This is a genomic window from Staphylococcus pragensis, from assembly GCF_004785665.1.
Lineage (GTDB): Bacteria > Bacillota > Bacilli > Staphylococcales > Staphylococcaceae > Staphylococcus > Staphylococcus pragensis.
Window position 1 is genome coordinate 124,403 of the sequence record NZ_SRPJ01000002.1, and the last position, 12,335, is coordinate 136,737.

The window sequence follows — 12,335 nt, forward strand, 5'->3', positions numbered from 1 at the left end:
TATTATACAGAAGTTGGAGGATAAATCAAACTGATTTACTCGGGATTGAAAAATTAATATAAATTAAGAGGCTAGACAAGAAAGCTAATCTTTTCGGAAACTAATTAACGGCTTCCCAAAAGCAGGATTTTCGGCAGAGACCGTCACGACTCGAAAAAATTTGAGAAACAATTTTGCTCATCGTTCGGTTCTGCTCAAATCCTAAACGCTTTTGTCCAGACCTCTGTGCTTTAACTGATTAATTTTAATTTATAATTTGCGATATCTTGAAGCGTACCATCGCCTCGTTTAATGACGATATGGTCTTTTGTAATTTCGTTTGGACTTTTAACGCCAACAGCAGCTGCGATATTGAATAAACCTTCATGTAAACTTGTTACATAATTAGTCACGCGATATTGCTTTTCATCAATAATTAATGCTTTTTCTTTTTTAGGATCCGTTGTTGCCACGCCAACTGGACACGTATTTAAATGACATTGTTGACTCATAATACAGCCAACACTTATCATCATACCGCGTGCGACGTTAACTAAGTCAGCACCTAAGCCTAAAGCAATAGCAATTTTATCTGGCGTAATTAATTTACCTGATGCGAAAATTTTTGTTTTATCACGCACGTTATAGCGTTCCAACATTCCAGAAACGATAGGTAAAGCCGTAAACAAAGGTAAACCTACGCCATCTTGAAGTTCTTGGAAAGTAGCCCCTGTACCACCTTCGCCACCATCGATAGTGATAAAGCTCGGATAAATATCTAGTTTCACCATAGTTTGTACTAACTTTTCAATTTCATCTACTTTGCTAACTACAATTTTAAAGCCGACTGGTTTTTGACTAATCCCACGAATTTTATCAACAAATTTAAATAACTCTTCGGGTGAATTAATAAAATTGAAGCGGTTAGGTGAGTTAATTGTTTTATGAGGTTCAACATTTCGAATCTTAGCGATTTCTTCTGTAACTTTATTACCTTCCATATGACCGCCACGTGTTTTAGCACCTTGAGCAAGTTTAAGTTCATATGCTTTAATTTCTTTGTGTTGATTTAACTCTTTGAATAAATCCTCGCTAAAGTTACCGTCTTTATCACGTACCCCGAATAATCCTGGTCCAATTTGGAAGATGATGTCGCCGCCACCTTTAAGATGGAACTCTGATAGACCACCTTCTCCTGTATTCATCCACGTTCCTGCTCGTGCTAACCCTTTTGATAAAGCAGTAATCGCATGAGAACCCAATGCACCATAACTCATTGCCGATTGACCTACAAGACGTTTGACTCTAAATGGATGCGCCAGCTCTTCCCCTAAGACAACTGCATTCTCATCAGATAAATAAAATGGATCAATTTCTTGTTTCTCACGATGTTCATCACGTGTAAATAATTTTTGATTATCTACTTTATACAGAAATGTAGAAATCATTTGGCTATTATCTACTTGTAACTCCGTAGCTTGTAATGGGAACATTGTATTGCGTATGTAGAATCCTTCTTTATATTCTCTTAACGTCCCGAAACTTGCCATACGTGAATTATATTTCCCTGATAGTACGATGTCTGTATATTCTTGTCTTGAAAATGGCTTTCCTTCTGTATCGTTCGCAAATAAATACTGACGTAATTCTGGGCCGATTTTTTCAGCAAAATAACGCACTCGACCTAATACTGGATAGTTACGTAATACGCTATGTTGTGTTTGTTTACGATCTTTCAATAAGAAAATGAATGCAAGTACTAGTAAGCCAATAATGATGATGAAAATCATAACATTAACTATAAATTGCATGGTAGTAAGTAATTCATTCATTTATATTTTTCCCCCTTTTCCCCTTTATATCTCAATAATATAGTATTTATTATTTTTTACAATTAAACATTTAAATTTTTTATAAATTAGTAAAAGTACAAATTTAATAAAAATCAATTGGTCTTAATGATAAGGTTATTTTAAAATAGTAAAATATGAGTGTTGTAAGTTTGAGGTGACATATGGAGAAAGAGAAAGAAGTTATTAAATATGTAGTACCTAGAAATCGATGGGGAAGTAATGAAATAGTAAAAAAAGATTTCCTACTTATTCCTATTTTTATATTTTTTCAAATATTGATGCCAATTATTATTGTGTTCGGTGTGTTAGGGGTAACGGCGATGATTACTCAAGATCCACCGCCATTATATTTTTATAACTTAACATTGAGTATTAGTTTCGTTGTTGCGCAATTCATAGTGATTGTAGCGTTTTTTGCCTTGCATAAATTTTATATTGCGGATGTTGCACGTCGCCAATTCTATTATGCTAAACAATATATAAGTATGATTGTGGTCACAGCCATCATTGCTTTAATCGCTTATTATGGCGTTAACATGATTGCATCGATGCTCTCATCACCTTTAGGTTATGACAAGACGCAAGCTCAAATTCGCTTGCAAGGATTATTTACCCATCCTAGTGGCATATTCTTTACATTTTTCACGATGGTCATTTTCCGACCTTTAATAGAAGAACTCATCTTTAGACATTTAATCATACATGAATTAGGTAAACGTTTAAGCTTAGGTCTTGTAGTTGCATTTAGTTTAGTTGTCGAAGTTAGCTCACATGTGTACGACTTAATATCTTGGCTAGAAATCTTACCATATATGATACTCTCACTCGGTGCTATCATTGTTTATTTAAGAAGCGGTAAGAACTTAGTAGCGTCTTTCTTGTATCATAGCTCTGTACAATTGGTCATATTTATTATTACAATGATTGAGAGGCTTTTTTAATTTTTGAAAAGTAATATCGCTTACTTTTCCAAGAATCAGAAGATAAGGAGAGACAGATGACTTCGAAATATAATGATTCGCAACAAACAAATGAACGACCACCATTGAGGAATGAATTTGCTTCTAAACGTGTAGTGAAAAGAGATTTCTGGCTTATCCCTGCCTATTTAGGATTTAATATGCTGTTTCCTACTATATTAGTATTGATTACTATGATAGGCGTGGCTCTAGTGGCAGGACATATGACTGAAAATGAATTTGAACGCAATTCTATGGCTTGGGGACAAATTTTCACTTTAATTGGTCAATGCCTAATATTATTGTTGTTCTATTTAATGCATTATAAAACGCTTATTCCCTTAGCTATTCAACGTTTTAAAGATTTAAAGAAACACATTGTACTAATTATTGTCGTATTAGTAGCAATGTATTTATTACAAGGCGTTTATGGCTTTTTTATAGAATTATTACCTGTGAAATATCAATTCGATGATACAGCTAACAATAAAGCCATTGAACAATTATTTACAGTTAAGTGGTTATGGCCAATTCTATTTTTAGATATCGTCATCATTACGCCAATTGTAGAAGAACTATTATTTAGACATCTTATCATTCATGAATTAGGTAAGAAATTAACGTATGGCGCAATGTATGTTATTTCTATTTTAATTTTTGCTGGGTTACACGTACTTGGTGCGACATCACCCTTTGAAATAGGACCCTATTTAATTATGGCTACTGGCTTCGTGGTTGCTTATCATCTTAGTGGTCGAAATTTAGCGACAACTATAACGTTACATATGATCAATAATTGTGTATCCTTTATAGCAATTATTGTTCCTATTATTGCAGGTAAATAATAGGGTATAAAGAAGTAAGACGTGATTCAGACGTTAGTGTACTGAAATTGAACGTCTTACTTTTTTGTTTTATAAATAAGATTTTCAATAAATAATTAAATTAATTTTTGCAAAAAATTAAATTTAAATACTTGATAAATAGTAGTAGGATAGGAATAAGGAGGTTAGAACTCGATGTTATTAGAAATTAAAAATCTAAGTTATAAAGCATCTCGCCGTACAATTTTAAATAATATTAACTTCCAAGTTGATAAAGGCGAAACGATTGCTATAGTAGGCCCTTCAGGTAGTGGTAAAAGTACGTTTTTAAAACAAATCAACAATTTAATTAGCCCTACGAAAGGGGAACTTTATTTTAAAGGAAAGCCGTATAGCGATTATCAGCCAGAAACACTGCGTTCTCAAATTAGTTACCTTATGCAACAAAGTGAGCTATTTGGAGAAACCATTGAAGACAACATGGCATTTCCAGCAATGGCCCATAACGACACATTTGATAAAGAAAAAGCTAAAAAATTATTAGAAATGGTGAATTTAGGGGACTATTCTTTAAATTCAAAAATTGAACACTTATCAGGTGGGGAACGTCAAAGAATTACAATTGCACGTCAATTGATGTATAAACCTGAAATATTGTTACTTGATGAATCTACAAGTGCCTTAGATACAAAAAATAAAGAAAAAATTGAAAAAATGATTTTTCAACTAGCAGATGAAGGTGTCGCTATTTTATGGATTACACATAGTGATGATCAAAGTATGCGTCATTTTCAAAAAAGAATTACCATTACTGATGGTGAAATAACGAAAGAGGAGGACTTACAACATAATGAGTAATACAGCCCTCTGTTTAACTGCCTTACTTTTATTAATCCCAATTATTATTTCCTACAAAGAAGGCTTACATATTATTAAAGATTTGGTAATTGCTTCTCTTCGTGCAGTTATCCAATTATTGATTTTAGGATTTGTGCTTAATTATATCTTCAAAATTGATGAAGCATGGATATTAATATTAGCGGTATTAATTATTATTATTAATGCCTCTTGGAATACGATTAACCGTGCGTCACCAGTAATGCACCATGTATTTATTATTTCCTTTGTAGCAATTTTTATAGGGACAGCGTTACCTTTAGCTGCCACAGTCTTAGCTGGAGCGATTGATTTCAAAGCAAATGAAGTCATTCCAATTGGTGGTATGTTAGCAAATAATGGTTTAATTGCGATTAACTTAGCATATCAGAATTTAGATCGCGCCTTTGTCAAAGATATTGGTGATATTGAATCGAAATTAACACTCGCCGCTTCACCTAAGTTAGCTTCTAAGGATGCGATTAGAGAAAGTATCCGTATGGCGATTGTCCCAACGATTGATTCAGTGAAGACATACGGTTTAGTCTCTATTCCAGGTATGATGACTGGGTTAATTATCGGTGGTGTGCCGCCTTTACAAGCGATTAAATTCCAACTATTAGTCGTATTCATTCATACTACCGCAACTATTATGTCTGCCTTAATTGCAACATATCTAAGCTATAATCAATTCTTCAATGCCCGTCATCAACTCATAGCACGTAATAACGATATCCAAGAAGATGATGAAGACGATAAATAATTTTTTGAAAATAAAAAGTCAGTTTCCGTTTGATAATTTGAGCGGAAACTGACTTTTTGTTTTTTACACGATTAAGATTTATCGACAAGAGAGATGTGGAAATGTACGCCAATAGTAGTCGGCAACACCTCAATACTTCCATCATGAAAGTAAATGGCATCTTGGATAATGGACAATCCCATGCCATGATGAGCGCTATCTTTTTTAGAAGTATAAGATTGCTTAATCAAATCATCTATATTTGTTTGAGGCAAACCTTGTCCATCATCGATATAGTCGATATTTAATATATTACTTTCTCTAGTAAAGCGGATTGTTATACTTGGGTGTTTATCATTATGTTCAATACTGTTATTAATTAAATTAATGAGTAAGCGTTCAAAATATAATTTATTACCGTAAAACTGTGACTCGTTATCTAAATTAAATGATAAAGCTAGCTGTTGATACCCTATGATAGAGGCGATGCGTTCCACCGTTGATTTTATAGGGAAGTTCTCTTTATCTTGTTTCATTTGTTGCGTTTCTAAATCAAACGTTTGATTCAAACTATCGATTAAGTCACTCATGAAATTAGCTTTTTCAGAAATAAGTTGAACATAAGGCTGTGATGCTTCATCAGTTTGAATTAATTTCGAATAGCCATAAATCGTTGTGAGAGGCGATTTCAAATCATGAGAAATTTGGCTAATCCATTTCGTTTTATAGTAATTAATCTGATTATGATAAAACTTATCTGATAACATTTGTTGAGTTAATAGACTTAACGAGTGCTCTAATTCCGGATACGTTTTACGTTTTGATTTTTTTCTCATACGCTTTCGTTTACGTTTAGATGTAGGTTGATATAATTTACCTTCAGATAAATTACCAATCCAATCAATGTAATAAGCCAAAGGTTTGGTTAAACGCTTCGAAATTAAGAAAGCTGTAATAGAGACAAAGAAAATATTAATAACAAAGAAAGTAATTAAAATCTTGAAAAAAGCTTTGTTCATATCGTGACCAGGCGTCCCTAAATCCTTTGAAGCGTCATATTCCCTATAGTTCAAATTTTTAGAGAAAGTTAAGGTGTGATTTGAAATATTATAATCATATTTATTATAATCTTGTGTTGCAATGCTCTCTAAAAGTTGAGGAGTACTAATGTGATTTGAATTTTTTATTTTATCGTTATTATCATGATGTTTATAAATATAGACTAGATAATTTTGACCATTACTAGTTCTAATAGAATTTGCAGTACGTATATCAGAAAGAATATAGGGCTTTATACTATGCCCTTTAAGAGATTTAGGATAAGTAATTTCACCTTGTTTATTTGTGAAATATAAATCAGCGTGATCTTGTTTAGCTAAGTTTTTTATTTTCTCATTTGGTTGATTGGTAATATCAAACATATCTAAATAATCTGTGTCTAGTTCATTCATGCTACCGCTAAAATTAAATACGATATTTAAAAATAATGAAGTTACAAAGACCATTGAAAAAATAAAGTTAATAATTAAAAAGATACTAATATATTTTAAAAATTTTAAAGTAAAACGTTTATTCATGATAATCTTCCTTAAACATATAGCCTTTGCCACGTACTGTTTTAATCATTTTAGGTTCATTAGGACAAGCTTCAATTTTCTTGCGTAATGTACGTATGTGAACCATTAATGTATTATCATCAACGCCTGTATCGTAACCCCAAACTTTAGTGTAAAGTTGATCTTTAGTAAGCACTTGGTTTTTATTATTAATGAGATACGTTAATAACTGGTACTCTCGATTAGTTAAATTAACTATTTCATTATTTACATATACTTCCATACTATCGAAGTTAATTTTTAAATTTTGATATGTATAAATAGGACTAGACTTCTTATTTAAATGAAGAGCCACTCTATAATAAAGTTCCATTGGATCAAATGGCTTTTTAATATAATCCACCGCACCATTTTCAAAGCCTTTATAAACATCGATATGAGTCGTTTTCGCTGTAACAACGATTACCGCAGTTTTAGATAAATCTATATATTTTAACAGCTGATATCCATCTTCTGATTTTAAATTTAAGTCTAGAAGAATTACATGATAATGCTTATTCAGTAATTCATTTTTAGCTTCATCAATATTAAATACAGACTGCACTGTATCAATACCTTTAGTAGTTAATGACAATTTCATTAGTTCATTAATATCTTTATCGTCTTCAATAATAAGCACATTCTCATTCATTGCGAACACCTCATTATTTATCTTATAAAACTTTTTAAAATTTAACTATTGTTGCATTAATGATTTAAGGAAAATTTAAGATAACTCTAAGAAGTAGTTAAGTACAGTGGTTTAGCATAAAGTTAAATCAATGATGTAAAAGGGGTTTGTACTAATGAAAAGATTATCTTATATTATCGGATTTCTTATTACTGTACTTGGACTATATAACATTTTGCGCTTGGTTTTTAGCTTAGTAGAAAATCATTTTAATTTAAACTTTGGAATCGATATCTTACTCCATAACAATTATGTAACTTATGGCACTATGATTGTATTAATTATATTGATGATTGCGGAAACGTTTGTGGAACAATATTTAGAGAATAGAAACGACCTATCTTAAATTTTTTGTACAAAAATAAAAATGAATATTATAATAAAACAGTTACTGAGCTTAAAAAATAGCGAGTAGCTGTTTTTTTTATGAAAAATTTAATAATTAGGAAAGGAGATTTCTGCATGTCTATCATGCGTATAGCAACCTTTATCATTAGCGTCTTTATCGTTGGAATGGTTGAAATGATGGTCGCCGGAATCATGAATTTAATGAGTGACGATTTAGGCGTTTCTGAAGCTGTCGTTGGACAACTCGTAACGCTTTACGCGCTAACATTTGCGATTTGTGGCCCTATATTGGTTAAACTGACTAACCGTTTTGCGGCCCGTCCAGTATTGCTTTGGACTTTAGTTGTCTTTATTGTAGGGAATGTCATTATCGCAATTGCCCCGAATTTTACTATTTTAGTTATTGGACGTATTATTTCTTCTGCAGCAGCTTCATTAATTATTGTGAAAGTACTTGCTTTAACTGCTATGCTTACTATCCCTAAAAATCGTGGAAAGATGATTGGTGTGGTATATACAGGATTTAGTGGCGCGAATGTCTTCGGCGTTCCGATTGGTACAATGATAGGTGACTGGGTTGGTTGGCGTTTTACATTTGTCTTTATTATTTTAGTGAGTCTGATTGCCGGATTATTAATGATTAAATATTTACCGACTACTTCAGAACTCAATTTTGCTAATCAACAGTTTAGTCATATTGATGAGAGTGGTCAGCAAACGTCTCACATTTTGAGACCAGCCGAAATCGTGAAATATTTAGCGATTACATTGTTAATTTTAATTGCTAACTCTGTGACATTTGTTTATATTAACCCGCTTATTTTGGAAAATGGACACAATATGGGCTATGTTTCATTAGCATTATTAGTTAACGGTGTTGCAGGTGTCGTAGGTACTTCAATGGGAGGTGTACTTGCGGATAAACTAACAAGTAAACGTTGGTTAATTATTGCTTTCTCAGTCTTTATCGTTATGATGATTATTATTAACTTAATATTATCAACTACACTTCTATTATTAGTTGGTTTATTTATATGGAACATTGTTCAATGGAGTACAAACCCTGCGATTCAAAGTGGGATTATTGAACACGTAGAGGGTGACACAAGTCAAGTGATGAGTTGGAATATGTCATGTCTTAATGCCGGTATTGGTTTTGGTGGTATTATTGGCGGCTTAGTTGTTTCTAATATGTCTGTCGAAGCGGTCACGCTTGTCAGTGCATTTATAGGACTATTAGGTTTAATTATTGTTCTTACTCTTAAAAATATACATTATGCGAAGAACTAAAAGTTAAGGCGTATCGTAATCTTTGCGATACGCCTTAGTTGTATATGTGGGGATTTTTATTGTTTGAATGATAAGGTTGCCATGGCATTGTGTCAGACGTTGCAAAAGTAACTAAATCACTTATCATTTGCTTGCTTAATTTAGTTTCTGAAGTTAAGTTTTTAATGTCGTGTGCCTTTAGGATATTCATTTTCCCAAACCAAAAGACAAGGTCTAGAATGTGATAGGCACTGTTAAAGTCAGAAGAATTGGGTAAGTGCCAATCGAAACGTAAATACCAACACTTTGCATGAGGTAAGGTATCTAATAAGTGCAGGGCAGGTGCTTTAAAATATAAGTCGGTGACAAGTTGCGCTTGTTGCTTACCTGTTTGTGACGCTGATCCCTCTACACTAATATCATTTAGCGCCATGACGTCTACAAAGCGTGAAGGATCTAATTTACGAGACTCGTTGCGAATATAACAATCTCCTTCATCATTAGTCACACCTACGACGATAGGTTTTGTGAACTGTGACAATGGACGCGTCATACTGTCGTCTTCGATAGGCGCATAAATTAATTCTAAACCTTTGGATTTACCACGAGAAGCTTCATCTGACGCTTGTAATTCCAATATGTCTGACACTGTTAAATCTTCTAGCTCTTTATTTGGGAAATGAGTATCTATCAATTTGTGAAAATGTTGTGCTTTTAAGTAGCCAGTTTCTTCTTTATTAAGTCTCAAGGTACCGCTGAGTAACATTACTTTATGATAAAGACTATCTAATTCAGGTATCTGCATTAATGCCATAATACTCATACTGCCAGCAGATTGACCCATCAATGTAATATTCTGCTGGTCTCCTCCAAAGCTTTCAATATAATATTGAACCCATTTCAATACATTAATTTGATCCGATAAGCCATTGTTTTTATCTAATTCTTTATTGAAATAAGACCAATCTAAAAAGCCTAAAACCCCTAAACGATAGTTAAATGTAATGACGATAACATCATGTTGTTGGACAATAGATTCAGGTGTATACAATTCTGCAGAACCATGTCCATTCACGAATCCACCACCATAAAAATAGATAATGACTGGTTTGTGCGTATGCTTATTATTTTGCATCCAGATATTTAAATATAAGCAATCCTCACTTTGTGGGAAAGTTACATTTTCAGAAGAAAAGAAAGTTTCCAATTTATTATAGGGTTGAGGAGGAATAGACTTAAAATGGGTGGCTTCAATATCATTCTCCCAAGATGTGTATAACTCAGAATGTTTAAAACGACGATGACGCGTAGGTGGATAAGCATAGGGAATACCTAAAAATTGAGCGATGCCGTCTTCATTTATACCATGTATCTTCCCGCTAGTCGTAGTGACTGTAACCATATTGCAACACCTTCCTCTCACTCCGTTCAAGCTAACTATAGCACTAAAAATGGCTGAAAAAAATACCAAACGTGAAGTCACTTTCACGCTTGGTATGGATTAAATTTATTTCTCTGCTTGCTCTTGATTAGCTTCTCGTTTCGCTTCTGCAAGTGTATCTTTTTTCATTTGCTTATTGATCTTCTTAGCACGTTTGTAATAGATACTTTCGAAATAGCTTGTAGTACCCATTTTATAGAAGATTAATGCTAATACAATGATCACAATGAAATCATAAGGGTAGTGAATTAAGTTGATTCCTTTAAATTCCTTACTACCAATAAATGACATAGTGGCTAATAAGATTAAGTAAATAATAATCCATAAACTACCGCCAATTTGTTTTTTAGTGTTTTTCCAATTCATTTTATATTCATAGAAGAAATAAATTGGTAAACCTAAAATGATAATGAAAATAACTTCAGCAGTTGTTGGCCACATTGCCCAGTAAATCGCTAATGAAGCGAGAACGAATGATAAAGGTGCCATCACTTTCAATAACGTACCACGGAATGGACGATGTAATTTAGGACCCATTTTACGTAGGGCAATTACTGTTGTTGGACCAGTTAAGTAAGCTACTAATGTAGCTGTTGAGATAACCGCCGCAAGTACACCCCAGTCACGGAATAACGTAACCATAATCATACTAATAATGGCATTGAATGCAATCGCAACTCGTGGAATGTTGTAAGTTGTATTGATTTTACCTAAGAATTTAGGAATATGACCATTTTGTTCCATCGCATTTAAGACACGACCTGTAATCGCTACGAAAGAAACACCTGTACCAAATGGTGAAACTACCGCTTCAATATATAATAAAATCGCTAACCAGTTAATACCTAACAAAATCGCCATATCTGCGAATGGTGAGTTGAAGTTAATTCCGTGCCAACCATGTTCATGAATCATTGATTGTGGCATAGAAGTAATAAACGTACTTTGTAAAATAACGTATAATGCGGCACTTAATGTTAATGAAATTGCGATACCGCGCGCAATATTTTTCTCAGGATTTTTAATTTCAGATCCCATATTAATAATCGTTTGGAATGCATTAAATGAGAAAATGATACCTGAAGTAGTTGTAGCCGCAAAGATTGGGGCACTACCATAAGGCATAAATTGACCCATAGATGAACCATAGTTACTAGTATCGAAACCAGAAAGCATTAACATAATGATTGTTAATAAAGGCACACCTAATTTAAAGACTGAAATTAAACTTGTAAATGACGTTAATAATTTTACTGACCAGTAATTCAGTAAAGAAAAGATAATGATAATAATATATACAGCAAATAAGCCAATCGTACTAATCGTTCCATTATGCATCAACGCACTAGTAGGCTTTGCCCAATCCCATGGCCAAGAGCTAATGTACTGAACAGCAGATACCGCTTCAATTGGGATAATCGTTACGAGTGAAACCCAGTTAGCCCACGCAGCAATGAATCCTAGTAAAGACCCGTGCGTATATTGTGCATAGTTACTCATACCACCAGATTGTGGGAACATTGTCCCGATTTCAATGTAATTGTAAGAAATTGTACCTATTACAATAAAACCAATAACCCACGAAATAATGGCAGCTGGGCCCGCTATAGAAGACGCTTCCCATGCACCAAAGAGCCAACCAGAACCAATTAAACTACCTAGACCAAGTAGTACTAATTGTGTCAAACTGATTTTATTACTATTGTTATTGTTGTTTCCCATAAAAACTCCTTTTAATATTGTTTTAATATTCATTTA

General features: G+C 33.2%; 11 protein-coding genes. 6 read left to right on the plus strand and 5 right to left on the minus strand.

The genetic code is table 11. From position 1 onward, the window contains the following. Positions 1-230 precede the first annotated feature (230 nt). Positions 231-1,811, minus strand: coding sequence for an FMN-binding glutamate synthase family protein (locus tag E2558_RS06350; RefSeq protein WP_126565550.1), 1,581 nt, complete (start codon positions 1,809-1,811; stop codon positions 231-233). Between the two features lie 182 nt (positions 1,812-1,993). Between E2558_RS06350 and lnsB the strand changes: the two genes are divergently transcribed. From lnsB to E2558_RS06370, 4 genes are all read left to right on the plus strand, one after another. Next, complete coding sequence (lnsB, locus tag E2558_RS06355; RefSeq protein ID WP_126565551.1) at positions 1,994-2,773, plus strand: CPBP family lipoprotein N-acylation protein LnsB; 780 nt, start codon at positions 1,994-1,996, stop codon at positions 2,771-2,773. Positions 2,774-2,829: 56 nt separating this feature from the next. Then, positions 2,830-3,636, plus strand: a complete 807-nt coding sequence (locus E2558_RS06360) for a CPBP family intramembrane glutamic endopeptidase (protein WP_126565552.1) — start codon at positions 2,830-2,832, stop codon at positions 3,634-3,636. Positions 3,637-3,810: 174 nt separating this feature from the next. Next, entirely contained in the window at positions 3,811-4,473 is a 663-nt protein-coding gene (locus tag E2558_RS06365; protein ID WP_126565553.1) for an ABC transporter ATP-binding protein, read from the plus strand. Continuing rightward, on the plus strand, positions 4,466-5,254 hold the full coding sequence (locus E2558_RS06370; RefSeq protein WP_126565554.1) for an ABC transporter permease: 789 nt from the start codon (positions 4,466-4,468) through the stop codon (positions 5,252-5,254). Before E2558_RS06365 ends, E2558_RS06370 begins: the two co-directional genes overlap by 8 nt. A gap of 71 nt (positions 5,255-5,325) precedes the next feature. Here the strand turns inward: E2558_RS06370 and E2558_RS06375 are convergent, their stop codons facing one another. Together E2558_RS06375 and E2558_RS06380 are read right to left on the minus strand one after the other, a co-directional pair. Next, positions 5,326-6,810, minus strand: a complete 1,485-nt coding sequence (locus tag E2558_RS06375) for a HAMP domain-containing sensor histidine kinase (protein WP_126565555.1) — start codon at positions 6,808-6,810, stop codon at positions 5,326-5,328. Continuing rightward, complete coding sequence (locus tag E2558_RS06380) at positions 6,803-7,480, minus strand: response regulator transcription factor (RefSeq protein ID WP_126565556.1); 678 nt, start codon at positions 7,478-7,480, stop codon at positions 6,803-6,805. The genes E2558_RS06375 and E2558_RS06380 overlap by 8 nt, the downstream gene beginning before the upstream one ends. Positions 7,481-7,634: 154 nt before the next feature. Between E2558_RS06380 and E2558_RS06385 the strand changes: the two genes are divergently transcribed. Both E2558_RS06385 and E2558_RS06390 read left to right on the plus strand, forming a co-directional pair. Next, the gene (locus E2558_RS06385; RefSeq protein ID WP_126565557.1) at positions 7,635-7,865 is read left to right on the plus strand and encodes a hypothetical protein; all 231 of its coding nucleotides are present in this window, start codon (positions 7,635-7,637) and stop codon (positions 7,863-7,865) included. 116 nt (positions 7,866-7,981) lie between these two features. Next, positions 7,982-9,157, plus strand: coding sequence for an MFS transporter (locus E2558_RS06390; protein ID WP_126565558.1), 1,176 nt, complete (start codon positions 7,982-7,984; stop codon positions 9,155-9,157). Between the two features lie 34 nt (positions 9,158-9,191). Here E2558_RS06390 and E2558_RS06395 read toward each other — a convergent pair whose 3' ends face one another. Then, on the minus strand, positions 9,192-10,538 hold the full coding sequence (locus tag E2558_RS06395; protein WP_126565559.1) for a carboxylesterase family protein: 1,347 nt from the start codon (positions 10,536-10,538) through the stop codon (positions 9,192-9,194). A 105-nt stretch (positions 10,539-10,643) separates the two neighbouring features. Continuing rightward, positions 10,644-12,299: an APC family permease gene (locus E2558_RS06400; protein WP_126565560.1), complete on the minus strand. Its 1,656-nt coding sequence runs from the start codon at positions 12,297-12,299 to the stop codon at positions 10,644-10,646. Between the last annotated feature and the right edge of the window lie 36 nt (positions 12,300-12,335).

Excerpts from the sequence above, each read along its gene's own strand:
- E2558_RS06350 (WP_126565550.1), bottom strand. The coding sequence starts at position 1,811 with ATGAATGAATTACTTACTACCATGCAATTTATAGTTAATGTTATGATT.
- lnsB (WP_126565551.1), top strand. The coding sequence starts at position 1,994 with ATGGAGAAAGAGAAAGAAGTTATTAAATATGTAGTACCTAGAAATCGA.
- E2558_RS06360 (WP_126565552.1), top strand. The coding sequence starts at position 2,830 with ATGACTTCGAAATATAATGATTCGCAACAAACAAATGAACGACCACCA.
- E2558_RS06365 (WP_126565553.1), top strand. The coding sequence starts at position 3,811 with ATGTTATTAGAAATTAAAAATCTAAGTTATAAAGCATCTCGCCGTACA.
- E2558_RS06370 (WP_126565554.1), top strand. The coding sequence starts at position 4,466 with ATGAGTAATACAGCCCTCTGTTTAACTGCCTTACTTTTATTAATCCCA.
- E2558_RS06375 (WP_126565555.1), bottom strand. The coding sequence starts at position 6,810 with ATGAATAAACGTTTTACTTTAAAATTTTTAAAATATATTAGTATCTTT.
- E2558_RS06380 (WP_126565556.1), bottom strand. The coding sequence starts at position 7,480 with ATGAATGAGAATGTGCTTATTATTGAAGACGATAAAGATATTAATGAA.
- E2558_RS06385 (WP_126565557.1), top strand. The coding sequence starts at position 7,635 with ATGAAAAGATTATCTTATATTATCGGATTTCTTATTACTGTACTTGGA.
- E2558_RS06390 (WP_126565558.1), top strand. The coding sequence starts at position 7,982 with ATGTCTATCATGCGTATAGCAACCTTTATCATTAGCGTCTTTATCGTT.
- E2558_RS06395 (WP_126565559.1), bottom strand. The coding sequence starts at position 10,538 with ATGGTTACAGTCACTACGACTAGCGGGAAGATACATGGTATAAATGAA.
- E2558_RS06400 (WP_126565560.1), bottom strand. The coding sequence starts at position 12,299 with ATGGGAAACAACAATAACAATAGTAATAAAATCAGTTTGACACAATTA.